This is a genomic window from Stenotrophomonas sp. YIM B13575 (genome assembly GCF_042787595.1).
Taxonomy (GTDB): domain Bacteria; phylum Pseudomonadota; class Gammaproteobacteria; order Xanthomonadales; family Xanthomonadaceae; genus Stenotrophomonas; species Stenotrophomonas lactitubi_B.
Window position 1 is genome coordinate 16,215 of sequence record NZ_JBHZOP010000063.1, and the last position, 23,283, is coordinate 39,497.

Sequence of the window (23,283 nt, forward strand, 5' to 3'; positions counted from 1 at the left end):
TTTCAACCGTCGTGCAGCTGGCGGGGCTTCTTCCAGAACTGCCAGCGCTGGCCCTTGTCCAGCTGGAACTGCAGGCCATCCTCGAAATCCAGCACCAGCCGTTGCAATTCACCACGCTTGAGCGCCGCCAGCAGCGGACGGATCGCATCATTGCCCAGCTGCTGCAACGAGCGCAGCTGGCGCAGGTCGACCAGTGCATCGACCGACTGTTCACCATCCACCGCTACGCCTGCGGCCTGGGCCAGACCCTGCAGCAGCGCGTCGCGGCTGCGCACCTGTGCGTGCGGCGTGGCTACCGATACCGGCATCACGCCACCGCCCCAGAACCACAGCGAATTGATCGGCTGCTGGCCTTGTACAGCGCGCTGCTGGTTCCACGCATGGGTGTGCAGCAGCACCTGCGCTTCGGTCATCAGCGCTCGCCAGCGGCGGCCCGCCTCACCCGGTGGCAGGTGCGAGAACAGGTCATCGCCCAGCACCTCGTCGGGACTGTCGAACTCCGGCAGCTCGGTGCCGATCGGCAGCCGCAGGTACCAGCGCGAAGGATCGGGGGCATCCAGCACGAAGCCCGCATCCGCGAACAGCGGCTGCAACACGGGCAGCAGGGCCAACGTATCGGCCAGGCTGGGCCGCAGCGTTTCGCCGTGGCCCATCATGCGCGCGCCATGCATGTCCGGCACCATGCAGGCCGGATCGGCACGCAGCCAGCAGGCGCCGGCGGCATCGCCGACGTCACGCTGGCGGGTCAACGCGGCCACCGGCCAGTGCGGCGCGGCGACCGTGAAGTGGCGCAGCAGCTGCGCCCGTTCACCGGCGTCGCCCTGCGAGGTGGTGGCGCGGCCCAGGGCACGCGCCACATCATCCGGCAATGCAGCCACCGCAAAGCGGCTGCGTGCCGGCAACAGCAGGGTCGCCGTTGCCACGGATCAGTCCTGGTAGCTGACGCTGACGATCTCGTACTCGCGCTGGCCAGCCGGCGCATCGATCACGATCGAGTCACCTTCCAGCTTGCCGATCATCGCGCGGGCAACCGGCGAGGAAATGGCGATCAGGCCCAGTTTGATGTCCGCCTCCAGATCGCCAACGATCTGGTACTTCTTCTCTTCGTCCGATTCCACGTCGGCCAGGGTCACGCTGGCGCCGAACACCACCTTGGAGCCTGCATTGAGCTTGCTCACGTCGATGATCTCAGCGTGCGACAGCTCGCCTTCCAGCTGCTTGATGCGGCCTTCGATGAAGCCCTGTTCCTCGCGCGCGGCGTGGTACTCGGCATTCTCCTTCAGGTCGCCATGCTCGCGCGCTTCGGCGATCGCGGCGATCACCTTCGGGCGCTTGACCGACTTCAGGTGATCCAGTTCATCGCGCAGTCGCTGCGCGCCCTTCATCGTGATGGGTGCTCTCATGCGTTCAACTCCTTGTGCAGTTCCTGCAGCGACCAGACCGGGCCGGTACCGCGGAATTCCAGTGAATCCACCAGCGCCTTGGCACCGGCAATGGTGGTCGAATAGGTGACGCGGTGCTGCAGCGCCTCGCGACGGATCGAGAACGAGTCGTTGATCGCGGCACGGCCTTCGGTCGTGTTGACGATATAGACGATCTCGCCGTTCTTGATCGAATCGACGATGTGCGGGCGACCCTCGACCACCTTGTTGATGATCTCGCAATCCATGCCGTGCTGCTGCAGCCACGCTGCGGTGCCACGGGTGGCGACCAGGCTGTAGCCACGTGCCAGCAGGGCCTTGGCCACCGGCAGCACCCGCTTCTTGTCCGGGTCGCGCACCGACACGAAAGCCTTGCCGACCGGCGGCGCCTTGATGCCGCCGGCTTCCTGCGCGCGCGCGAAGGCGGCGTTGAAGCTGCGACCCACGCCCATCACCTCACCGGTGGAGCGCATCTCCGGCCCAAGGATCGGGTCGACGCCCTGGAACTTGGCGAACGGGAAGATCGCTTCCTTCACCGAGTAGTAGTCCGGCACGATTTCCTTGGTGGCGCCCTGCTCTTCCAGGGTCTTGCCGGCCATGCAGCGGGCCGCGATCTTGGCCAGCGGCATGCCGGTGGCCTTGGACACGAACGGCACGGTGCGCGAGGCACGCGGGTTCACTTCCAGCAGGAAGATGGTGTCGTTGCCTTCCTCGTCGGTCTGGATCGCGAACTGGGTGTTCATCAGCCCCACCACGTTCAGGGCCTTGGCCAGCTCGATCACCTGGCGACGCAGCTCGGCCTGGGTTTCAGCCGACAGCGAGTAAGGCGGCAGCGAGCAGGAGGAATCGCCCGAGTGCACACCGGCCTCTTCGATGTGCTCCATCACGCCACCGATCAGGACGTTGCCCTGGGCGTCGGCGATGATATCCACGTCGCACTCGACGGCGTTGTCGAGGAAGCGGTCCAGCAGCACCGGCGAATCGTTGGACACCTTCACCGCGTCACGCACGTAGCGGGCCAGGTCGGATTCGCCGTAGACGATTTCCATCGCGCGGCCACCCAGCACGTAGCTCGGGCGCACCACCAGCGGGTAGCCGATCTCGCGCGCCAGCAGCAGGGCTTCCTGGTCGTTGCGGGCGATGCGGTTCGGCGGCTGCTTCAGGCCCAGCTTTTCCACCAGCTGCTGGAAGCGCTCGCGGTCTTCGGCCAGGTCGATCGAGTCCGGGCTGGTGCCGATCACCGGCACGCCGTTGGCTTCCAGCGCGCGTGCCAGCTTCAGCGGGGTCTGGCCGCCGTACTGCACGATCACGCCCTTCGGCTGCTCCAGCTCGACGATTTCCAGCACGTCTTCCAGGGTCAGCGGTTCGAAGTACAGGCGATCGGAGGTGTCGTAGTCGGTCGACACGGTTTCCGGGTTGCAGTTGACCATGATGGTTTCATAGCCATCTTCGCGCAGCGCCAGTGCCGCGTGCACGCAGCAGTAGTCGAACTCGATGCCCTGGCCGATGCGGTTCGGGCCACCGCCGAGGATCATGATCTTGTCGCGGTTGCTCGGCGCGGCTTCGCACTCTTCCTCATAGGTCGAGTACAGGTAGGCGGTGCCGGTGGAGAACTCGGCGGCGCAGGAATCCACGCGCTTGTACACCGGGCGCACCTTGTGCGCGCGACGCAGCGCACGCACGGCCGCTTCGTTGGTGCCGGTCAGCTGGGCCAGGCGGGCGTCGGAGAAGCCGGCGCGCTTGAGCTTGCGCAGGCGCGCCGCATCCAGTGCGTCGATGCCATCGGCCGCGACCTGGGCCTCGGCAGCGATGATTTCTTCGATCTGGTCCAGGAACCACGGATCGATGTAGGACAGCTTGAAGATGTCCTCCACGCTCATGCCGGCGCGGAACGCATCGGCGACGAAGAACAGGCGCTCCGGACCCGGCGCCTTCAGCTCGCGACGCAGGGTCTGCAGATCGTCTTCGTTGCTCAGGTCCAGGCCGGTCGGGTCGAAGCCGACCTTGCCGGTTTCCAGGCCACGCAGGGCTTTCTGCATCGATTCCTGGAAGGTGCGGCCCATTGCCATCACCTCGCCCACCGACTTCATCTGGGTGGTCAGGCGCGCATCGGCAGCCGGGAACTTCTCGAACGCGAAGCGCGGAATCTTGGTGACGACGTAGTCGATGGACGGCTCGAACGAGGCCGGGGTCAGGCCGCCGGTGATCTCGTTCTTCAGTTCGTCCAGGGTGTAGCCCACGGCCAGCTTGGCGGCGACCTTGGCGATCGGGAAGCCGGTGGCCTTGGAGGCCAGCGCCGAGGACCGCGACACGCGCGGGTTCATCTCGATCACCACCACGCGGCCGGTGTCCGGATTGATGCCGAACTGCACGTTCGAACCACCGGTATCCACGCCGATCTTGCGCAGCACGGCGATGGAGGCATCGCGCAGGCGCTGGTATTCCTTGTCGGTCAGGGTCTGCGCCGGGGCCACGGTGATCGAGTCACCGGTGTGCACGCCCATCGGGTCCAGGTTCTCGATCGAACAGACGATGATGCAGTTGTCCGCGGTATCGCGGACCACTTCCATCTCGAACTCCTTCCAGCCCAGCACCGACTCTTCGACCAGCACTTCGGTGGTCGGCGACAGTTCCAGGCCGCGGTTGACGATTTCGATCAGCTCTTCGCGGTTGTAGGCGATGCCGCCGCCACTGCCGCCGAGGGTGAAGCTGGGGCGGATGATGGTCGGATAGCCGACGCGGGTCTGGATCTCCAGCGCTTCGTCCAGGGTGTGGGCAACGGCAGCGGTCGGGCACTCCAGGCCGATCTCGCTCATCGCCACGCGGAACAGCTCGCGGTCCTCGGCCATCATGATGGCTTCGCGCTTGGCGCCGATCAGCTCGACGTTGTACTTCTCCAGCACGCCGTTGTCGGCCAGGTCCAGCGCGCAGTTCAGCGCGGTCTGGCCACCCATGGTCGGCAGCAACGCGTCGGGCTTTTCCTTGGCGATGATCTTCTCGACCGTCTGCCAGTTGATCGGCTCGATGTAGACGGCGTCGGCCATCTCCGGGTCGGTCATGATCGTGGCCGGGTTGCTGTTGACCAGCACCACGCGGTAGCCCTCGTCACGCAGGGCCTTGCAGGCCTGGGCGCCGGAGTAATCGAACTCGCAGGCCTGGCCGATGACGATCGGGCCGGCACCGATGATGAGGATGGTCTTGAGGTCAGTGCGCTTGGGCATTTTCTTCTCTAAGTCAGTACAGCGTGACAAGGGGGGTGATCGCACGCTGTCGATCAGGAATCTTGATCCGCAGCGCCGCGCCAGGGGCAGCCGCGATGCGGAGGCTTACGGTCCATCGCGACGCCACCGGCGAACCGGCGGCGTACTGATCACGCCTTGGCCTGGTCCATCAGCGCCACGAAACGGTCGAACAACGGACCGACGTCGGTCGGGCCCGGCGACGCTTCCGGGTGGCCCTGGAACGAGAAGGCCGGCACGTCGGTGCGGGCGATGCCCTGGTTGGTGCCGTCGAACAGCGAACGGTGGGTCACCCGCAGGGTGGCCGGCAGGGTCGCTTCATCCACTGCGAAACCGTGGTTCTGCGAAGTGATCATCACCCGGCCGCTGTCCAGGTCCTGCACCGGATGGTTCGCACCATGGTGGCCATGGCCCATCTTGATCGTCTTCGCGCCCGAGGCCAGGCCCAGCAGCTGATGGCCCAGGCAGATGCCGAAGGTCGGGATCTTCACGTCGATGAAGGTCTTGATCGCGGTGATCGCGTAGTCGCACGGCTCCGGGTCGCCCGGGCCGTTGGACAGGAACACGCCGTCCGGCTTCAGCGCCAGCACTTCAGCAGCCGGGGTCTGCGCCGGCACCACGGTGACCTCGCAGCCGCGCTCGGCCAGCATGCGCAGGATGTTGGTCTTCACGCCGAAGTCGTAGGCCACGACCTTGTACTTGGCCGGCACGCTGACGAAGGCATTGGCGTCCAGGTCCAGCTGGCCCTCGGTCCAGACGTAGGACTTGTCGGTGGTGACGACCTTGGCCAGATCCATGCCCTTCAGGCCGGGGAACTTGCGGGCCGCTTCCAGTGCCTTTTCCACATCGATGCCGTCGCCGGCCATCAGCGCGCCGTTCTGGGCGCCCTTCTCGCGCAGGATGCGGGTCAGCTTGCGGGTGTCGATACCGGCGATGGCGACCACGCCACGCTGGATCAGCCAGTCCTGCAGCGACACCTGGCTGCGCCAGCTGCTCGGGCGGCGCGGCACATCGCGCACGATCAGGCCGGCCGACCACACCTTGGACGCTTCATTGTCCTGGTCGGTCATGCCGGTGTTGCCAATGTGCGGATAGGTCAGCGTGACCATCTGCCGGGCGTAGGACGGATCGGTCAACACTTCCTGGTAGCCGGTCATGGCGGTGTTGAACACCACCTCACCGACGGACAGGCCGGGCGCGCCTACGGATTCGCCCTCGAATACGGTGCCGTCTTCGAGGACGAGGATTGCGGCTTGGGTCACGGAATTCTCACTTTGGCTACCGAGGGGGTGCCGAAGTCACGCCTGCGCTTCACGGAAATCCGGTTGCAAAAAAGCGCGGACGTACGGTCTGGGACCGGTCCGGCTTTCGTGATTCGGCGAGTGCGAATTGTAGCGGTGCCGGGGCGCGCGCGCCAGCGGTTATCGCCATTCATGAACAGGCGATTGCGCATTCATTTCAATCCGGGGGCGTATGCAGGCCGCAGGGCGGGGTCGGATCCTTTCCCGAACGGGAAAGGCTCTGAACCCGGGTGCCCACAGATGGGGTCAGAACCCTTTCCGCCGGAAAGGGATCCGACCCCGTCCAGTTCATCCGTTCGGACCGTCCAGCAGGTCCCGCACCCGGTAGCTGCCCGCCGCCCGGCCCTGCAGCTGGCGCGCGGCAAACAGCGCCCCGCGGGCGAAGATGTCGCGGTTGGTGGCCCGGTGCACCAGCTCGATGCGCTCGCCCAGGCCGGTGAACTGCACCAGGTGCTCACCGACGATGTCACCGGCGCGCAGGCTGGCGTACTGCGGCTCAGCCCCGCCGCGCTGCGCCGCAGCGCCCAGGGTCAGCGCCGTGCCCGAGGGAGCGTCCTTCTTCTGCGTATGGTGCGATTCAACGATGTCGCAGTTCCAGCCGGCCAGCGCCTGCGCCGCACGCTCCACCAGCTCGTCCAGTACCGCCACGCCCAGGCTGAAGTTCGACGCCCACACCAGCGGGATCTTCACCGCCGCCGCCTCCAGCGCCTGGCGCTGCGCAGTGGAAATGCCGGTGGTGCCCGACACCAGGCCTGCGCCGCGCTCCACGCACAGTGCCAGCAGTGCATCGAAGCCCTCCGGCAGGCTGAAATCGATCGCCACGTCGAACACCGGCGCCCCCGGCACCTCGCTCGCAGCAAAGAACGGCACACCATCGATCACCCGCTGGGCCGGCGCGCGGCCGGTCACCGCAGCGACGATCTGCAGGGAATCAGGGTGTTCGGCGGCCAGCCGCAACAGGGCCTGGCCCATGCGCCCGGAGGCGCCGTGAATAAGCAATCGCAGGGGAGTCTGGTTCATGCACGCAGGCTAGCGGCAGCACGCATGGTCCGGCAAGCGCTGTCGCTGCTACGCTGCGTGCCCCTACAAGCGCTGGCCCGCACCTCATGCACCTTTGCGAACCGCCCTGCATTCGCGCTGACGCCATCATGCCGCCTGCGCGAATGCAGGGCTGAAACGGTGCGCATTTCCGAGGTCGCGCGCCGCACCGGCGCCAGCGCCAAGGCGATCCGCCTGTACGAGGCACGCGGACTGCTGCCGCCAGTGCCGCGCCTGAACCGCTATCGCGATTACAGCGAACAGGATGTGGCGTGGGTGCAGCTGATCCGGCAGGCGCTGGGGCTGGGCATCGGACTGGCCGCCATCACCCGCCTGCAGCGCAGCGACGGCCAGCTCGACTGGCCGGCAGTGCTGGTCCTGCTGGAGCGCCAGCGCGCTGCGATTGCTTCCGAGCGCGAGCGGCTTGCCCGCATCGAGGTCGAACTGCAGCAGGTGGCGGACGAGCTGCGGCAATGGCTGCAGCAGGGCGATGGTCTTTGCGTTCTGGCTGCCGCTGGCTGCCCCGCCGGTGGTTGACTCTGCCCCTGGGGCATAGCGCACGGTCGCGGTTTTCCAGCTTCCGAGACTGCCGTGCCCCGCTCCATCCTGATCCTGCTTGGCCATCCCGACCGCGACAGCCTGTGCGGCGCCCTCGCCCAGCGATACGCAACCGCCGCCAGCAACGCCGGCCACCGCGTGCGCTTGATCGCCCTGGGCGACCTTCAGTTCGACCCGGCACTTCGCCACGGCTATCGCCAGATCCAGCCGTTGGAAGCCGACCTGCAGGATGCCGCCGACGCGATCCAGGCCTGCGATCATCTTGTGCTGGTCTACCCGACCTGGTGGGGCGCGATGCCTGCGCTGCTGAAAGGCTTCTTCGACCGCGTGCTGCTGCCAGGCTTCGCCTTCCGCTACCGGCGCGATTCGGTGTGGTGGGACCGGCTGCTGGCTGGACGCAGCGCGCGGGTCATCACTACCCTGGACACGCCGCCCTGGTACTACCGGTGGATCTACCGCGACCCGGGCATTACCCAGATCCGCAGCACCATCCTGGAATTCTGCGGCATCCGCCCGGTGCGGGTCAGCCGCCTGGGCGCCGTGCGCAGCAGCACGCCGCAACAGCGCGAACGCTGGCTGGCTCAAGCGGCCGAGCTGGGTGCGCAGGCGCGTTGACGCGTCGCGGCGAACGGCCCGCCTCGCCCGGCCCGCAACGTAGATCCACGCCATGCGTGGATGATCAATTCCGACGCCGCTGGAGGGCGGCGCAGGAGATGAGTAGATCCACGCCATGCGTGGATGAGGATCAAGGGCGTGCGAACCAAGCTTCGCACCCGCCAAAGCAGGAAAGGCAGCCTCAGTGCTGCTTCGGCGGCGTCGGCCCGCAACTGTCACAGCCGCCGCATGCGCCGCCACCGCCAGTGGCCGGCGGCGCGATCTTCCGGCCCAACGCCTGCAGCCAAACCGCACGGCCCGGCTTCAGCAGCGCCAGTGCCAGCGCGCCACGCAGTTTGCGCACGGTACCGGGCGCCTGCTTCTTCAGCACCACCCAGGCGCTGACCAGCACGGCCACCGCGATGATCAGGTACTGGATCAGCAGGCCGGCGTCCATCAGCCGCCCCCCAGCGCCACGGTCACCTGGTAGGTGATCAGGGCAGCCACGTACGCCGCGGCGAACAGGTAGAACGCCGCAAAGCCCATCTGCTTCCACGAGTTGGTCTCGCGCTTGATGGTGGCCAGCGTCGAGATGCACATCGGCGCGTAGATGAACCACACCAGCAGGGCCAGACCGGTGGCCAGCGACCAGCCATCAGCCACCACCGGCGACAGCGCGGAGATCGCCGCATCGTCATCGGCAGCCGACAGCGCGTACACCGTCGCCAGCGAGGACACCGCTACTTCGCGCGCGGCGAGGCCCGGAATCAGCGCGATGCAGATCTGCCAGTTGAAGCCCAGCGGCGCGAAGATCGCGGTCATCGCGTGGCCGATCTGGCCGGCATAGCTGTAGTCGATGGCCGGCATCGTCGCGTCGGCGGGCGCGCCCGGGAACGACAGCAGGAACCACAACAGGATGGTCAGCGCCAGGATGATGCCGCCGACGCGCTTGAGGAAGATCATGCCGCGCTCGTACAGGCCGACGGCGAGGTCGCGCGGATGCGGAATGCGGTACGACGGCAGCTCCAGCATCAGCGGGTGCTCGCTCTTGTCGCGGCGCCACTTCTTCATCACCCATGACATCACCAGCGCGCTGAGGATGCCGGCCACGTACAGGCCGAACAGCACCAGGCCCTGCTGGTTGAAGATGCCGATCCTGCCGGCCGGAATGAACGCGCCGATCAACAGCGCATACACCGGCAGGCGCGCCGAGCAGGTCATCAGCGGTGCCACCAGGATCGTGGCAAGGCGGTCACGCGGGTCCTGGATGCTGCGGGTGGCCATGATGCCCGGCACCGCACAGGCGAAGCTGGACAGCAAAGGAATGAACGAGCGCCCCGACAAACCCGCCGCCGCCATCATGCGGTCCAGCAGGAACGCAGCGCGCGGCAGGTAACCGGACTCCTCCAGTGCCAGGATGAAGGCAAACAGGATCAGGATCTGCGGCAGGAACACCACCACGCCCCCCAGGCCGGCGATGATGCCGTCGGTCAGCAGACTGGTCAGCGGCCCAGCCGGCAGCACGCTGGCGGCCAGCTCACCCAGCCAGGCAAAGCCGGCTTCGATGCCATCCATCAGCGGCGTCGCCCAGGCGAACACCGCCTGGAAGATCAGGAACATCACCACGACCAGGGTGATCAAACCGAACACCGGATGCAGCAGCCAGCGGTCCAGCGTGTCGTCGATCTTCGCGGTCCGCGCCGGCATGCGCACGGCGGCGGCCAGGATCGCGCGTACCTGCGCGTGGTAATCCACGTCCTTTTCAACACCGGCCAGCGGCGCATCCAGGTGCGGCACCATCGTGTCCAGGCGTTCCACCAGCGCACGCGCGCCCTGCTTGCGCACCGCCACGGTTTCCACCACCGGCACACCGATCTCGCGCTCCAGCGCGGCAACGTCGATCTGGATGCCGCGACGCTGCGCGGCATCAACCATGTTCAGCGCGATGATCATCGGCCGGCCCAGCTCGCGCAGTTCCAGCGCGAAACGCAGGTGCAGGCGCAGGTTGGTGGCGTCGATCACGCACAACAGGACGTCCGGCGCGGCCTCACCCGGGTAGAAGCCCCGGCACAGGTCGCGGGTGATCGCCTCGTCGAGGCTGGCCGGATGCAGGCTGTAGGCGCCCGGCAGGTCGAGCACGGCGAACTCGCGGCCGGACGGCGCACGCAGGCGGCCCTCCTTGCGCTCGACGGTGACGCCGGTGTAGTTGGCGACCTTCTGCCGGCTGCCGGTCAGCTGGTTGAACAGCGCGGTCTTGCCGCTGTTGGGGTTGCCGACCAGCGCGATGCGCAGCGGTGCGGCGGTTGCGGTGGCACTCATGCGCGTCGCTCCTGGCTGGCTGGGTCGATGACCACGCGCCGGGCCTCACTGATACGCAGCGCGAAACGGGTGAACCCGACCTGCACCAGCAGCGGCTCGCCGCCGACCGGACCCCGCGCCACCAGGCGCACTTCCTCACCCTTGACGAAGCCCAGCTCGCGCAGGCGCCGGGCGATGGCATCGTTGGCATGCAGGTCCTGCACGGAATCGACCACGGCCGAGGTGTGCAGGGGCAGTTCGGACAGCGTCATCTAGCGTGTTCTCTGCTGGATGTAAATGGTTCTCGATTCTAACATTCCCGCGTCGCGTCATGGCCCATGACCAATGGCCCGCTATGATCCATACAGGTATGGAGCAACCCCGGAATCCCATGAACGATGCTTTGCAGATCGAGCGCACTGGCGCTGTCCTGACCCTCTGGCTGAACCGGCCGGAGCTGCACAACGCCTTCGATGCCGGCCTGATCGCCCGGCTGACCGCGGCCCTGGAAGCGGCCGGCCGCGATGACACGGTGCGCACGGTGGTGGTGGCCGGCCACGGCGCCTCCTTCTCCGCCGGTGCCGACATGCAATGGATGCGTGGCATGGCCTCGGCCAGCGAGGCCGACAACCGCGAGGACGCCCTGGCGTTGGCCCGGCTGATGCGCACCCTGGACGAGCTGCCCAAGCCGACCCTGGCGCGGGTCCACGGCGCCGCCTTCGGTGGCGGGGTGGGCCTGGTGGCCTGCTGCGATATCGCCATTGCCACCAGCGCTGCCCGCTTCGGCCTGACCGAAAGCCGTCTGGGCCTGTTGCCGGCAGTGATCTCGCCCTATGTGATCGAGGCCATCGGCAGCCGCCAGGCCCGCCGCTGGTTTGCGACCGGCGAGCACTTCGACGCCGACACCGCCCTGCGTATCGGCCTGATCCACCACCTGGTGGAGCCCGAGCGCCTGGACGAAGCGGTGCAGCGGCAGCTGGCCCTGCTCGACAAGGCCGGGCCGATCGCCTCGGCTTCGGCCAAACTGCTGGTCCGGCAGGTGCGCGACGCCGATGATCGCGACAGCCTGGACCGTGACAATGCTGCTCTGATCGCACGCCTGCGGGTGTCTGCCGAGGGCCAGGAAGGCCTGGGCGCCTTCCTCGACAAGCGCGCACCGCACTGGGTCACGGAGGCCTGACATGCTGGACCATATTGGTGTGAACAGCGGCGACCTGCCGCGCAGCAAGGCCTTCTTCCTGCAGGCGCTGGCACCGCTGCAGATCGGCCTGGTGATGGAGGTCAGTGCCGAACAGACCGGCGCCCACGACCACGTGGGTTTCGGCAAACACGGCAAACCGTTCTTCTGGCTGGGCAATGCGGCGCCCCTCAGCCAGGGCGTGCACGTGGCCTTCGTCTGCGGCGAACGGGCCCAGGTTGATGCATTCCACGCCGCCGCCCTGGCTGCAGGGGGCCGCGACAACGGCGCCCCCGGCCTGCGCCCGTGGTACCACCCGGACTATTACGCCGCCTTCGTGATCGATCCGGACGGCAACAACATCGAGGTGGTCTGCCACCTGCCCGGGTAGGCCCTCCGTCAAAACAGGCGCAGGCGTGGCCGCTCGTGCGACCCGCCTGCGTATCTCATCTGGCAGCCTGGCGAAGACCGGGCCGCCTCCGTTTCCCAGGAACCGCCGTGACCCCAGTCGATCCCATCCGCCCTGCCCGTCCCGTCCCGCCTGCCGCGGGGGTGCCGCGATGAGCGATTTCGTCCGCATCGTCGAGGTCGGCCCGCGCGATGGGCTGCAGAACGAAAAGCAGGCCGTGGCCACCGCCGACAAGATCGCCCTGATCGATCGCCTGTCGGCCACCGGCCTGCGCACCATCGAGGCGACCAGCTTCGTCAGCCCGCGCTGGGTGCCGCAGCTGGCCGACGCTGCCGAAGTCTATGCCGGCATCCAGCGCCACCCGGGCATCGACTATCCGGTGCTGGTGCCCAACGAACAGGGCTACGACCGCGCACGCGCCGTCGGCGTGCAGGAAGTCGCGGTGTTCACCGCTGCATCGGAAGCCTTCAACCGCACCAATACCAACGCCGGTATCGATGAATCGCTGGCCCGCTTCGAGCCGATCCTGCGCCGTGCAGCCGCCGACGGCGTGCGCGTGCGTGGCTACGTCTCCACCGTGCTCGGCTGCCCCTACCAGGGCGAGGTGCCGCTGGCCGACGTCGTGCGCGTCGCCCGTGCCCTGCAGCAGATGGGGTGTTACGAAATCTCGCTGGGCGACACCATCGGCGTGGGCACGCCGCGCAAGGCCCGCGCGATGCTGCAGGCGGTGGCTGCCGAGATCCCGATGAGCACATTGGCCGTGCACTTCCACGATACCTATGGCCAGGCCATCGCCAACATCGCCGCCTGCCTGGAAGAAGGCGTGCGCGTGGTCGACAGCGCCGTGTCCGGTGCCGGCGGCTGCCCGTACGCAAAGGGCGCCAGCGGCAACGTGGCCAGCGAGGACGTGGTGTACCTGCTGCAGGGCCTGGGCCTGGAGTGCGGCGTGGACCTGCCATCGCTGGCAGAGACCGGGCGTTGGCTGGCGGGGCTGCTCGGCCGCGCCACCGCCAGCCGCGTCGGGCAGGCGCTGGCGGCGACATGAACGACAGCGGCCCGCGCGACCGTCCGGCCATCGGCGATGCTCTCGCCGAAACCGACGACGCGCTGGCCGCTCTGGACGCGGCGCTGGCCGCATCGCCACCGCCTGCCCAGGCCAGGCTGCTGCGCCAGGCGCGGCAGGCCTTGGCCGATGCACAGCAGCGCGAACTGGATACCCAGGCCCGCTATGCCGCGTTGTTCGATGCGGTGCCCGACCCGGTCAGCATCCTCAGCGCCGAAGGCGTGGTGCTGGACGTCAACCGTGCCGGCATCATCGCCTACGATCGGCGGCGCGAAGACATCGTCGGCCAGCCCATCGAACTGCTCAACCCGGACCTGCCCAGCGACCATCTGCAACCGGTGTGGGAGGCGTTGAACCGCGGCGACACCTACGTCATCGAAGTGACCAACATGCGCGGCGACGGCAGTCGCTTTCCGGTCGAGGTGCATTCGGCCGGCTTCCAGGACCGTGGCCAGCCCTGCATCGTCGCCGTCGCCCGCGACCTGAGCGGGCGCTGGCGCGCCGAGTCGCGCTATCGCCTGTTGATGGAGTCGATCGACAAGGGCGTGATCCTGTTCGACCGTAATCTGCGCGTGCTGTCGGCCAACCCGGCCGCGCACCGCATCCTCGGCCTCACCGGTGGTGGCGTGGGCCTGAATTCGATGCTCGATCCCGAGGCGTGGATCATCGTCGACGAACATGGCCATCCGCTGACCCAGGCACAGTGGCCGACCAGCCGCTGCTTCCAGGCCGGGCGGATGATCCGCAGCACCATCATCGGCCTCTACCACCGCCCGCGCGGACGCATGCTGTGGCTGTCCACCACCAACGTACCGGTGTTCGGCAACGGCTGCGACCAGGCCGACCATGTCTATGCGATGTTCAGTGACATCACCGAACTGAAGCGCAACAACACCCTGTTCGCGCGCGCGCAGTCACTGGCCCACATCGGCGGCTGGGAGTGGGATCGCGGCCTGCAGCGCCTGTACCTCACCGATGAGGCGCGGCGCATCGTCGGCCAGCCGGCAGATATGGAAGACATGCCGGACCTGCTGGACTGCCTGCGCAGCGACGACCGCGCCGCCCTGCAGCAGGCGCTGGCCGACACCATCGAACACCGCAGCAGCTTCGGCCTGGAGCTGCAGGGCCAGCGCCGCGATGGCCACTCGTTCTGGATACGGATGATCGGCGAGGTCTCGGCCGGCGATGTCGATGCCGCGCGCATCACCGGCACCGTGCAGGACATCACCGAGCGCAAGCAGGCCGAGGAAACCCTGCGCGTGCAGGCCCGCACCGACCCGCTGACCGGGATCATGAACCGCGATGCGGTGCTGAGCGACCTCGGCGTGCGCATGGACAGCCCCAGCCACGACCGCGTGGCGGTGCTGTACATCGACCTGGACCGCTTCAAGGTGGTCAACGATCTGCTCGGCCACAACGCCGGTGATGAACTGCTGATCGAAGCGACCCGGCGCATCGCCACCGCGATCGGCACCGAAGGCCTGCTCGCCCGTTTCGGTGGCGACGAGTTCCTGGTGATCTGCGACCTGCGCGACCAGCCGGACCAGGCCGAACAGCTGGCCGAGCGCATCACTGCGGCCTTCTCTGCGCCGTTCCAGCTGGGCAGCGACGAGTTCCCGGTCACCGCCAGCATCGGCATCGCCCGTGCACCGCGTGATGGCGACCGGCCGCAGCAGCTGATCCAGAATGCCGACACCGCGATGTACGAGTGCAAGCGGCGCACCCGCAACGGCTGGCAGGTGTTTTCCCCGGAACTCGCACAGCGCCAGCATGACCGCCTGCAGATCGAAAGTCGGCTGCACAAGGCCCTCGATGGCGACGAGTTCCACCTGGTCTACCAGCCACAGGTCAACCTGCGCAGCGGCGCCACCATTGCCTGCGAGGCGTTGATGCGCTGGCACAACATCCAGCTGGGGCCGATGCGCCCGGACCTGTTCATCCGCCACGCCGAGCACACCGGCGACATCGTGCGCATCGGCCAATGGGCGCTGCGCGAAGCCTGCCGGCAGGTACGGCAATGGCAGGACGATGGGCTCGGCCTGGTACGGGTGGCCGTCAACGTGTCCTGGCGGCAGTTCGTCGGCGAGGATCTCGCGCGCTGGGTGCGGCAGGTGCTGGACGAGTTCGGCCTGCCCGGCAGCGTGCTGGAGCTGGAGTTCACCGAGCGGGTGCTGATCGAAGATGCGCCGGACACCCTACGAACTTTCGCCCGCCTGCGCGAGATGGGGGTGATGCTGACCATCGATGACTTCGGCGAAGGCTACAGCGCGCTGAACTACCTGCGCCGGCTGCCCATCCATGGGCTGAAACTGAGCCAGCTGTTCGTCGAGGGCATCCCCCGCAACCGCTCGGATGTGGCGGTCTGCGAGGCGGTCTGCGCGATTGCCCGCAGCCTCGGCCTGGGCGTGGTCGCCGAAGGTGTGGAAACCGAACCACAACGGCAATGCCTGCTCGACCTGGGGGTGACCGTCGGCCAGGGCTTCCTGTTCGCCCACGGACTGCCCGCCGCCGACTTCGAGCGTCGCCTGCGGCGCGCCCGCGAACTGGGCTGAGGCCCGCGGCGCAGTGCACAACGGCGGCTGCCGTCGCTTCCGTTAGAATCGGCGGTTCTTGAACCTGCAGGACCGTGCAATGCAGCTGTCTTCCGTACGTGCCGTGATCACTGGCGGCGTCTCCGGCCTCGGCCTGGCCGTGGCCCAGCACCTGGTTGCCCAGGGCGGCAAGGTCGCCCTGTTCGACCTCAACGACGCCAAGGGCGCGGCCGCCGTTGCCGGGCTGGGGCAGGACAACGCCCGCTATTTCAATGTCAACGTCAGTGATGAAGCGTCCGTGTCGGCGGCCATCGACCAGGCCTGCGATTTCCTCGGCGGCCTGAATGTCGCGATGAACTGCGCCGGCATCCTCGGCGCTGGCCGCGTGCTGGGCAAGGAAGGCCCGATGCCGCTGGCCGGGTTCCAGGGCACAGTGATGGTCAACCTGGTCGGCAGCTTCAACGTCGCCAAGGCCGCCGCCAACCGCATGCAGCACAACGAGGCCGGGGTGGACGGCGAGCGCGGCGTCATCATCAACACCGCCAGCGTTGCCGCCTACGAAGGACAGATCGGCCAGGCCGCCTACTCCGCCTCCAAGGGCGGCGTGGTGGCAATGACCCTGCCGATGGCCCGCGAGCTGTCGCGCTTCGGCATCCGCGTCAACACCATCGCGCCGGGCGTGTTCTGGACGCCGATGGTCGATGGCATGCCCGAGGCCGTGCAGGAATCGCTGGCCGCATCGATCCCGTTCCCGTCGCGCCTGGGCAAGCCGGAAGACTTCGCCAGCCTGGTCGGCCACATCCTCGGCAACACCTATATCAACGGCGAGACCATCCGCCTGGACGGCGCCACCCGGCTCGCTCCGAAGTGATTCCCCCCGGGCGCCGGGACGGCGCCCTCCCCCAACGACCAACATCATCATGAAAGCCAACGACATCAAGAAGGGCAACGTCGTCGAGTTCAACAACGGCGTCTACCAGATCCGCGACATCGAGCGCAGCTCGCCGCAGGGTCGCGGCGGCAACGTCCGCTTCCGCTTCATCATGTACAGCGTGCCGGGCGGCAACAAGCTCGATGCCAGCTTCGATGCCGACGACAACCTGGTCGAAGTCGAACTGCTGCGCCGCCAGTCCACCTATTCGTACAAGGACGGCGATGCGTTCGTCTTCCTGGATGACGAGGACTACACCCCCTACACCCTGGACGCGGACGTGATCGGCGATGACGCCGGCTACATCACCGACGGCCTGACCGGCATCTACGTGCAGGTGATCGACGAGCAGCCGGTGGCCATCCAGCTGCCGGCCTCGGTGGTGCTGGAAGTGATCGAGACGCCGCCGGAACTGAAGGGCGGTACCGCCACCAAGCGTCCGAAGCCGGCCAAGCTCAACACCGGCATCGAGATCATGGTGCCGGAGTACATCGTCAACGGCGAGCGTGTGCTGGTGAGCACCGCCACCGGCGAATTTGCCGGCCGTGCCGATTAACCGCGCGGCACTGATCGCCTGCCTGTCCCTGCTTGCGGCGTGCTCGCCGCAGGCAGCGGACAACGGTGCAGGTGGTGCCACGCCAGAGGGCGTAGCGGTCGATCCGGTGGCTCCCATCGCACCGCCAGCGACGTCGCCCGCGGCCCTGCAGGAACCCGCCGAGGAGCCCTCCGCTGCCAGCCTGCCCTCGAGTTACGAGGAACTGGAACAGGTCCGTGCCGCCGCTGGCTGTGCGGTCTCCAACGACGTGTACGACATCGAAGACATACGCATCTACTGTCAGATGCCCGGCGACGTGCAGGCGTTTCTCGCGCGCGAAAACACCTGCCAGCATTTCGCCGGCGAAGAGCCCTACGACGACGAGCGCCGTCGGGAACTCGAAGAGGCCAGCGCGACGTACTGCGAGGGTCGCGAGAAGATCTTCACCGATCTGGTCGCGCGCCATCGCGGAGACTGTGCGATCCGCAAGGCGCTGGTCGGGATCAACAGCCGCTACGACCTGGTGTTCGAGCTGGACTTGAAGCCCTGTGAGGACTGACCGATCAACGCCGGGCATGGCCCGGCGCTACCGATCCGCGTAACCACGCGTTACTTCGCGCCGAAGTTGCCGCAGCCGTGGTACTGGCGCGTGCCCACAGTCAACATCGCCTTGGCCTCGAACGCCTCACCGCTCATGTCGTCCTGACAGGTGGTGCGCTGGAAGCTCAGCTTGATGTCGGTGCCATCGGCCGCCTTGCCAACCCAGCCGTCTGCGCCCTCGGTCGGCTTGGCGACCGCGAAGCGGCGCTCGCCGTAGTCGACCTCCACCTGCAGGCCCGGCGCATCACCGTCGACGACGGCCAGCCAGCCGGGCTCGTTGCCGGTGGCACGGAACGCGGCGTTGCCGGCACTGCCATCGCCCTCGGTCGCTTCCACCGCACCACACTCACGGTCCGCCTCGCCCTTCAGGCTGAGCAGCGCTTCGTCGCTGCCGCGGGTCCAGAAGCTGTTGCCCTTGCCATCGGCATATTTCGCTCCGGAGGCCGCGCGTTCGGAGGACATCGCGAAACTGCGCTCGCCGATCACAACCGTCGCTGCGTCTTCGCCGTTGAAGGTCGCGCGCACGTCGAGGTCGCCGCAGCGGTAGAGAGTTTCGTTGCCGCCGCCATCAACAGCGGCAGCCACAGGTGCCGGTGCCGGCGTTGCGGCCGCATCGGCTGCGCCACTGGATGCCGGCGTCTGCGCCGGCTGGCAGGCGCTCAGCGCAAGGCCGAGGGAAGCCGCCAACAGACTGGGAATTACACGCATGGCTCGACTCCTTGTCGAAACTACAGAGACCTCGGACCCTACCATCTGCGCGCAAACGGGGCCTGAAAGCTGCATGACCGTGTTCAGCCTGTCAGCACCGCCATCGACAGCAGCTGCGCGCCGCCGGCACTGGAAGCGCTTGTCCAGACGCGCAACAGGCGAAAGTGCTGCACGTGTTCGCGTCCCAGCCAGTGCACATGCAGCTGAACATCGCCGGACAACAACGCCAGGCGTCCACACAGCAACGTTTCAACTGCATGCACCTGCAGCGCAAGAATCTGCAGGCGTCCTTGCCGCCAGTCCCGCAGCCAGGGCAGGTCGAGCATCCGGCCGCCCTGCCCGTCCATCATGAACAACACCGGCGACAGCAGGGCAGCTACCGCGCCATGGTCACCGTCCAGCAACGCATCGCGCAGCTGCTGCTCCAGCACGCGCAGCTGCGCGTCGTACAGGCCCTCACGGTTCCTGTTTTCCATCCACCTGCTTTCCATCCACGCGTCCTCCCGGCGTCGGCCGGCGTCGACGCAGGCGCTGCGCAAGCCACTGCTGCGCACCCTGCACCACCACATAGAACACCGGCACGAAGAACACGGCCAACACGGTCGCACTGACCATGCCGCCGAACACCCCGGTACCGATGGCCTGTTGCGTTTCCTTTGAAGCACCTTGTGCCAGCATCAGCGGCACCACGCCCAGCGCGAACGCCAGCGAGGTCATGACGATCGGCCGCAGCCGCAGCCGCGCCGCTTCGATGGCGGCCTCGACCAGGCCGCGCCCCTGCTGTTGCAGCTGGCGGGCGAACTCGACGATCAGGATCGCGTTCTTCGCCGAAAGCCCGATCACCGTGATCATGCCGACCTTGAAGAACACATCATTGGGCATCCCGCGCAGCAGCACTGCAGCAACGGCGCCGAGCAGGCCCAACGGCACCACCAGCATCACCGCCAGCGGAATCGACCAGCTCTCGTACAGCGCCGCCAGCACCAGGAACACCACCAGCATCGACAGCAGCAGCAACCACGGCGCCTGCGCACCGGACTCGCGCTCCTGCAGCGACTGGCTGGTCCACTGCAGGGCAAAGCCCGCGGGCAGCTGCTGTGCAAGGCGCTCCATCTCGATCATCGCCTGGCCGGTGGACACGCCGCTGGCGGGTGCGCCGGACAGGTTCAATGCCGGGAACCCCAAGTAACGCTGCAGCTGCAGCGGCGCCTCGGTCCACTGCGGGCTGACCAGCTCGGACAGCGCCACCATGCCGCCTTCGCTGTTGCGGACATACAGCTTCAGCACGTCCTCCAGCTCCATCCGGTGTGGGGCATCGGCCTGCACGATGACCTGCTGCATGCGCCCGCGATTGGGAAAATCGTTGACGTACTGCGAGCCCATCGCCGCCGACAGCGTTGCACTGATATCGGTGAATGCAACGCCCATCGCTTCGGCCTTGGCGCGATCGATGTCCAGCCGCACGTTGCTGCCCGCAGGCAGCCCATCGGCATGCACCTCCGCCAACAACGGACTGGCTTCCGCCAGTTTCAACAGCTGCTGCAGGGCGGCGCGCAGCTCGGCCTGGCCCTGGCCGGTACGCGCCTGCAGTGCCAACGAGAAGCCGGAGGAACGACCAAGGCTGTCGATGGCCGGCGGCATCACGCTCATCACCTCGCCTTCCGGCACCGTCGCCATGGCCTGCTGCGCGGCCTTCACCTCATCCGCTGCGGTGCTGCCGCCGCGCTCACCCCAGTCCTTCAACATGGTGTAGGTCAACGCCGCGCTCGGGCCCGAGCCGGAGAAACTGTAGCCGAGGATTGCCTGGTTGGAGGCGATCGCAGGCCGCGAGGCGACATGCTGTTCGTAGGCCTCGACCACCGCCAGCGTGCGTTCGGCGGTTGCTTCGGCCGGCAGCTGGATGGAGGTCATGAAATAGCCCTGGTCCTCTTCCGGCAGGAACGCGCCCGGCAACCAATGCAGGCCGATCAGCAGTGCCACCAGCAAGGCAGCGAACAGGCCCATCACCCGGCCACTGCGCCGAAGGACCGCCGCCACGCCCTGCTGGTAACGCCCGGTCATCCGCTCGAAGCCACGGTTGAACGCACCGAACACACCGCCGCGGCCATGGTGGCCACGCGTGCCCTGGCGCAGCAGCGTCGCGCAGAGCGCCGGGGTCAGGCTCAGCGCCAGCAGTGCCGAGAACAGGATCGACACCGACATCGCCACGCTGAACTGGCGGTAGATCGCACCGACCGAGCCACTGGCCAACGCCATCGGGATGAACACCGCCGTCAGCACCAGGGTGATGCCGATCACCGCACCGGTCAGCTCACGCATTGCCTTGATCGTGGCCTCCCGCGGCGGCAGGCCTTCTTCGGCCATGATCCGCTCCACGCCCTCGACCACCACGATCGCATCGTCAACAATGATGCCGATCGCCAGCACCATGCCGAACATGGTCAATACGTTGATCGAGAAGCCCAGCGCCAGCATCACCGCGAAGGTGCCCAGCAACGCGATCGGCGCGACCAGGGCGGGGATCAGCGTGTAGCGCCAGTTCTGCAGGAACAGGTACATCACTGCGAAGACCAACAGCATCGCCTCGACCAGGGTCTGCAGCACCTTCTGGATCGAGACCTTGACGAAGGGCGCGGTATCGAACGGAATGCTGGATTCAACGCCCTGCGGCAGCAGCGGCTGCAGGTCGGCCATGCGCTCGCGCACAGCCGTGGCGGTACGCACCGCATTCGCACCGGGGCGCAGCTGCACACCGGCCGCCGTCGCCGGGTAGCCATCTTCGCGCGTGCCCCAGGCATAGCTCTGCGCACCCAGTTCGACCCGGGCGACGTCACCCAGCAGCACCCGCGAACCATCGGCACCGGCGCGCAGCACGATCGCTGCAAACTGCTCGGGCGTGGACAGCTGGCCTTCGGCACTCAAGGGCACGGTGATGCGCTGGCCGGGAACGCCGGGCGAATCGCCGATGCGACCCGGCGAGATCTCCAGGTTCTGCTGCTCGATCGCGCTGGCCACATCGACCATGGTCAGGCCGTAGCCGGTCAGCCGGGTCGGATCCAGCCAGATCCGCATCGCCTGTTCGGCACCGAACAACTGCACGCGGCCGACGCCGTCGATGCGCCGCAGCTCTTCGATGATGTTGCGCGCCATGAAATCGCCCAGCGCCGCTTCGCTGACACTGCCATCGGGTGAGCGCAGGCCCACCAGCATCAGGAACCCCGAGTCGGCAGCCTCCACGAACAGGCCGTTCTGGCGCACGCTGCGTGGCAGGCGCGGCTCGATCGCCTTGATCCGGTTCTGCACGTCCACCTGTGCCAGCTCGGGATCGGTGCCGGGCTTGAAGGTGGCGGTGATCGACGCTTCGCCGGAGGTGTCCACCGACGATTCGAAGTACAGCAGATGCTTGACGCTGGACAGCTCGCGCTCGATCAGGCCGACCACCGCGTCATTCAACGTCTGCGGGCTGGCGCCGGGATAGCTGGCATAGATGCTGACGCTGGGCGGCGCGACCGCCGGATAGCGCTCGACCGCCAGCCGCGGAATGGCCAGCACGCCGGCCAGGATGACGAAGATCGCCAGCACCCAGGCAAATACCGGGCGATCGATGAAGAAACGAGCCATGTCGTGGGTTCCTGGAAGGGCTCAGCCCTGGCTTGCGGGTGTAGGCGTTGCACTGGCACTGGCAACGGGGACCTGCCAGTCGCGCGGGTCGACCAGCACGCCTTCCTGCAGGCGCTCCTGGCCTTCCACCACGACCTTCTCGCCCGCCTTCAGGCCATGCCGCACCAGCCATTGCCGGTTGACGCTGCCGTCCACCTCCAGTGTGCGGATCACTGCTTTGCCATCGGCGGCGATGACCCAGGCATACGCCTGGCCACCGGCGCTGCGCAGCACCGCCTGCTGTGGCAGCAGCAGCGCGCTGGCCGGCGCACCGCGTGGCACCCGGGCACGCACATACATGCCCGGCAACAGCTGCCGCTCAGGGTTGTCGACCAGGATGCGCAGGATCACATCGCCGGTGCGTGCATCGACGTTGACACCGGAGAACAACAACCGGCCGCGCTCGGGCAGCGGCGAACCCGCCGCGCCGATGATCGTCACCGGCAGCTCGCCGTCCACCGCGCCACGCCGCAGGGACTGCAGCTGCGATGCCGGCTGGCGCACGTCCACGTAGACCTGATCGATCTGCTGCACCACCGCCATCGGCTCGGCATCGGCGACGCCAACCAGCGCGCCTTCGGTCACCAATGCCTGGTCGATGCGGCCATCGATCGGTGCACTGACCGTCGCGTAGCGCAGGTCGAGCTGGCGTCGCGCCAGGATCGCGCGTGCCTCGTTGACCGCTGCGCGGGCCTGCTCGTGCTCGGCGCTGGCATCATCGCGGTGCTGCTGGCTGACCGCCTGCGCAGCGGCCAGCGCCTGCAGCCGCTGTGACTGCACACGGCTGCGGCCGAGGGCGGCCTCGCTGCGCTGCAGGGCCGCCAGCGCCGAATCGACGTCGGCGCGGAATGCCGCCGGGTCGATCTGGAACAGCGGCTGCCCGGCATGCACCTCCGCACCCTGCTCGAACATCCGGCGCTGCACGATGCCGCCGACCTGCGCACGGATCTGCGCGGTGCGCACCGCCGCCACCCGACCGGGCAGTTCATCATCGCGCTGCACCACCTGCGGGCCGACAGTGACCACGCTGACACGCGGCACCGCTTCGACGCTGGGTTCGGGGCGGGAGCAGGCCGTCATGGCCAAGGCGAAGGTCGCGACCAGCGCGACCGGAGTCCTGAAGGTTCTCATTGCTGTGCACAGTGCCGCAGGCGCGGCTGACGAATCATGAAGCGCGCAGTGTGCGTGGCGATGATGGGGTTTCGATGGAGGAACTGTGG

At 67.5% G+C, this 23,283-nt stretch carries 21 protein-coding genes; 9 read left to right on the plus strand and 12 right to left on the minus strand.

Annotation, left to right across the window (positions count from 1 at the left end; all coding sequences use genetic code 11):
• Nucleotides 1-2 precede the first annotated feature (2 nt).
• From ACFX4F_RS11705 to ACFX4F_RS11725, 5 genes are all read right to left on the minus strand, one after another.
• Nucleotides 3-923, minus strand: a complete 921-nt coding sequence (locus ACFX4F_RS11705) for a phosphoglycerate mutase (RefSeq protein WP_380655404.1) — start codon at nucleotides 921-923, stop codon at nucleotides 3-5.
• 3 nt (nucleotides 924-926) lie between these two features.
• Complete coding sequence (gene greA, locus ACFX4F_RS11710; RefSeq protein WP_176022519.1) at nucleotides 927-1,391, minus strand: transcription elongation factor GreA; 465 nt, start codon at nucleotides 1,389-1,391, stop codon at nucleotides 927-929.
• Nucleotides 1,392-1,399: 8 nt separating this feature from the next.
• Nucleotides 1,400-4,642, minus strand: a complete 3,243-nt coding sequence (gene carB / locus ACFX4F_RS11715) for a carbamoyl-phosphate synthase large subunit (protein ID WP_099818350.1) — start codon at nucleotides 4,640-4,642, stop codon at nucleotides 1,400-1,402.
• A 149-nt stretch (nucleotides 4,643-4,791) separates the two neighbouring features.
• A complete protein-coding gene (gene carA, locus ACFX4F_RS11720) occupies nucleotides 4,792-5,922 on the minus strand; it encodes a glutamine-hydrolyzing carbamoyl-phosphate synthase small subunit (protein WP_099818349.1) in 1,131 nt (376 codons plus the stop codon).
• Nucleotides 5,923-6,249: 327 nt separating this feature from the next.
• Nucleotides 6,250-6,933, minus strand: a complete 684-nt coding sequence (locus ACFX4F_RS11725; RefSeq protein WP_380655452.1) for a 4-hydroxy-tetrahydrodipicolinate reductase — start codon at nucleotides 6,931-6,933, stop codon at nucleotides 6,250-6,252.
• Between the two features lie 207 nt (nucleotides 6,934-7,140).
• Here ACFX4F_RS11725 and ACFX4F_RS11730 point away from each other — a divergent pair, with 207 nt between their 5' ends.
• Complete coding sequence (locus tag ACFX4F_RS11730; protein ID WP_099818759.1) at nucleotides 7,141-7,536, plus strand: MerR family transcriptional regulator; 396 nt, start codon at nucleotides 7,141-7,143, stop codon at nucleotides 7,534-7,536.
• Nucleotides 7,537-7,590: 54 nt separating this feature from the next.
• Nucleotides 7,591-8,172: an NAD(P)H-dependent oxidoreductase gene (locus ACFX4F_RS11735; RefSeq protein WP_099818347.1), complete on the plus strand. Its 582-nt coding sequence runs from the start codon at nucleotides 7,591-7,593 to the stop codon at nucleotides 8,170-8,172.
• 181 nt (nucleotides 8,173-8,353) lie between these two features.
• Here ACFX4F_RS11735 and ACFX4F_RS11740 read toward each other — a convergent pair whose 3' ends face one another.
• Genes ACFX4F_RS11740 through ACFX4F_RS11750 form a run of 3 tightly spaced genes read right to left on the minus strand, consistent with a single transcriptional unit; the run spans nucleotide 8,354 to nucleotide 10,721 of the window.
• Entirely contained in the window at nucleotides 8,354-8,608 is a 255-nt protein-coding gene (locus ACFX4F_RS11740; protein WP_099818346.1) for a DUF6587 family protein, read from the minus strand.
• Nucleotides 8,608-10,470 carry a ferrous iron transport protein B gene (gene feoB / locus ACFX4F_RS11745; RefSeq protein ID WP_099818345.1) on the minus strand — a complete coding sequence of 621 codons (1,863 nt, stop codon included), beginning with the start codon at nucleotides 10,468-10,470 and terminating at the stop codon, nucleotides 8,608-8,610. Before feoB ends, ACFX4F_RS11740 begins: the two co-directional genes overlap by 1 nt.
• Entirely contained in the window at nucleotides 10,467-10,721 is a 255-nt protein-coding gene (locus tag ACFX4F_RS11750; protein ID WP_089240906.1) for a FeoA family protein, read from the minus strand. Before ACFX4F_RS11750 ends, feoB begins: the two co-directional genes overlap by 4 nt.
• A gap of 119 nt (nucleotides 10,722-10,840) precedes the next feature.
• Between ACFX4F_RS11750 and ACFX4F_RS11755 the strand changes: the two genes are divergently transcribed.
• The 7 genes from ACFX4F_RS11755 to ACFX4F_RS11785 all read left to right on the plus strand — a co-directional run bounded on the left by ACFX4F_RS11755 (nucleotide 10,841) and on the right by ACFX4F_RS11785 (nucleotide 17,654).
• The gene (locus ACFX4F_RS11755) at nucleotides 10,841-11,629 is read left to right on the plus strand and encodes an enoyl-CoA hydratase-related protein (protein WP_380655413.1); all 789 of its coding nucleotides are present in this window, start codon (nucleotides 10,841-10,843) and stop codon (nucleotides 11,627-11,629) included.
• A gap of 1 nt (nucleotide 11,630) precedes the next feature.
• A complete protein-coding gene (locus ACFX4F_RS11760) occupies nucleotides 11,631-12,017 on the plus strand; it encodes a VOC family protein (RefSeq protein WP_380655416.1) in 387 nt (128 codons plus the stop codon).
• Between the two features lie 169 nt (nucleotides 12,018-12,186).
• Nucleotides 12,187-13,080 carry a hydroxymethylglutaryl-CoA lyase gene (locus ACFX4F_RS11765; RefSeq protein WP_380655419.1) on the plus strand — a complete coding sequence of 298 codons (894 nt, stop codon included), beginning with the start codon at nucleotides 12,187-12,189 and terminating at the stop codon, nucleotides 13,078-13,080.
• The gene (locus tag ACFX4F_RS11770) at nucleotides 13,077-15,650 is read left to right on the plus strand and encodes an EAL domain-containing protein (RefSeq protein ID WP_380655422.1); all 2,574 of its coding nucleotides are present in this window, start codon (nucleotides 13,077-13,079) and stop codon (nucleotides 15,648-15,650) included. The genes ACFX4F_RS11765 and ACFX4F_RS11770 overlap by 4 nt, the downstream gene beginning before the upstream one ends.
• A 79-nt stretch (nucleotides 15,651-15,729) precedes the next feature.
• Complete coding sequence (locus tag ACFX4F_RS11775) at nucleotides 15,730-16,500, plus strand: SDR family NAD(P)-dependent oxidoreductase (RefSeq protein WP_230111078.1); 771 nt, start codon at nucleotides 15,730-15,732, stop codon at nucleotides 16,498-16,500.
• 49 nt (nucleotides 16,501-16,549) lie between these two features.
• A complete protein-coding gene (gene yeiP / locus ACFX4F_RS11780) occupies nucleotides 16,550-17,116 on the plus strand; it encodes an elongation factor P-like protein YeiP (protein ID WP_099818338.1) in 567 nt (188 codons plus the stop codon).
• Complete coding sequence (locus tag ACFX4F_RS11785; protein WP_380655427.1) at nucleotides 17,106-17,654, plus strand: hypothetical protein; 549 nt, start codon at nucleotides 17,106-17,108, stop codon at nucleotides 17,652-17,654. The genes yeiP and ACFX4F_RS11785 overlap by 11 nt, the downstream gene beginning before the upstream one ends.
• A gap of 50 nt (nucleotides 17,655-17,704) precedes the next feature.
• On the opposite strand, the gene ACFX4F_RS11790 is transcribed toward ACFX4F_RS11785, so the two are convergent.
• The 4 genes from ACFX4F_RS11790 to ACFX4F_RS11805 form a co-directional block, all read right to left on the minus strand.
• The gene (locus tag ACFX4F_RS11790; RefSeq protein WP_099818337.1) at nucleotides 17,705-18,403 is read right to left on the minus strand and encodes a COG3650 family protein; all 699 of its coding nucleotides are present in this window, start codon (nucleotides 18,401-18,403) and stop codon (nucleotides 17,705-17,707) included.
• Between the two features lie 83 nt (nucleotides 18,404-18,486).
• Nucleotides 18,487-18,879 carry a nuclear transport factor 2 family protein gene (locus tag ACFX4F_RS11795; RefSeq protein WP_380655430.1) on the minus strand — a complete coding sequence of 131 codons (393 nt, stop codon included), beginning with the start codon at nucleotides 18,877-18,879 and terminating at the stop codon, nucleotides 18,487-18,489.
• The gene (locus ACFX4F_RS11800; RefSeq protein ID WP_380655433.1) at nucleotides 18,860-22,024 is read right to left on the minus strand and encodes a multidrug efflux RND transporter permease subunit; all 3,165 of its coding nucleotides are present in this window, start codon (nucleotides 22,022-22,024) and stop codon (nucleotides 18,860-18,862) included. Before ACFX4F_RS11800 ends, ACFX4F_RS11795 begins: the two co-directional genes overlap by 20 nt.
• Before the next feature lie 21 nt (nucleotides 22,025-22,045).
• Nucleotides 22,046-23,194, minus strand: a complete 1,149-nt coding sequence (locus ACFX4F_RS11805; RefSeq protein WP_099818334.1) for an efflux RND transporter periplasmic adaptor subunit — start codon at nucleotides 23,192-23,194, stop codon at nucleotides 22,046-22,048.
• Nucleotides 23,195-23,283: the final 89 nt, after the last annotated feature.

Excerpts from the sequence above, each read along its gene's own strand:
- carB (WP_099818350.1), bottom strand. The coding sequence starts at position 4,642 with ATGCCCAAGCGCACTGACCTCAAGACCATCCTCATCATCGGTGCCGGC.
- ACFX4F_RS11725 (WP_380655452.1), bottom strand. The coding sequence starts at position 6,933 with ATGGGCCAGGCCCTGTTGCGGCTGGCCGCCGAACACCCTGATTCCCTG.
- ACFX4F_RS11740 (WP_099818346.1), bottom strand. The coding sequence starts at position 8,608 with ATGGACGCCGGCCTGCTGATCCAGTACCTGATCATCGCGGTGGCCGTG.
- feoB (WP_099818345.1), bottom strand. The coding sequence starts at position 10,470 with ATGAGTGCCACCGCAACCGCCGCACCGCTGCGCATCGCGCTGGTCGGC.
- ACFX4F_RS11750 (WP_089240906.1), bottom strand. The coding sequence starts at position 10,721 with ATGACGCTGTCCGAACTGCCCCTGCACACCTCGGCCGTGGTCGATTCC.
- ACFX4F_RS11755 (WP_380655413.1), top strand. The coding sequence starts at position 10,841 with ATGAACGATGCTTTGCAGATCGAGCGCACTGGCGCTGTCCTGACCCTC.
- ACFX4F_RS11760 (WP_380655416.1), top strand. The coding sequence starts at position 11,631 with ATGCTGGACCATATTGGTGTGAACAGCGGCGACCTGCCGCGCAGCAAG.
- ACFX4F_RS11765 (WP_380655419.1), top strand. The coding sequence starts at position 12,187 with ATGAGCGATTTCGTCCGCATCGTCGAGGTCGGCCCGCGCGATGGGCTG.
- ACFX4F_RS11770 (WP_380655422.1), top strand. The coding sequence starts at position 13,077 with ATGAACGACAGCGGCCCGCGCGACCGTCCGGCCATCGGCGATGCTCTC.
- ACFX4F_RS11775 (WP_230111078.1), top strand. The coding sequence starts at position 15,730 with ATGCAGCTGTCTTCCGTACGTGCCGTGATCACTGGCGGCGTCTCCGGC.
- yeiP (WP_099818338.1), top strand. The coding sequence starts at position 16,550 with ATGAAAGCCAACGACATCAAGAAGGGCAACGTCGTCGAGTTCAACAAC.
- ACFX4F_RS11790 (WP_099818337.1), bottom strand. The coding sequence starts at position 18,403 with ATGCGTGTAATTCCCAGTCTGTTGGCGGCTTCCCTCGGCCTTGCGCTG.
- ACFX4F_RS11795 (WP_380655430.1), bottom strand. The coding sequence starts at position 18,879 with ATGGAAAACAGGAACCGTGAGGGCCTGTACGACGCGCAGCTGCGCGTG.
- ACFX4F_RS11800 (WP_380655433.1), bottom strand. The coding sequence starts at position 22,024 with ATGGCTCGTTTCTTCATCGATCGCCCGGTATTTGCCTGGGTGCTGGCG.
- ACFX4F_RS11805 (WP_099818334.1), bottom strand. The coding sequence starts at position 23,194 with ATGAGAACCTTCAGGACTCCGGTCGCGCTGGTCGCGACCTTCGCCTTG.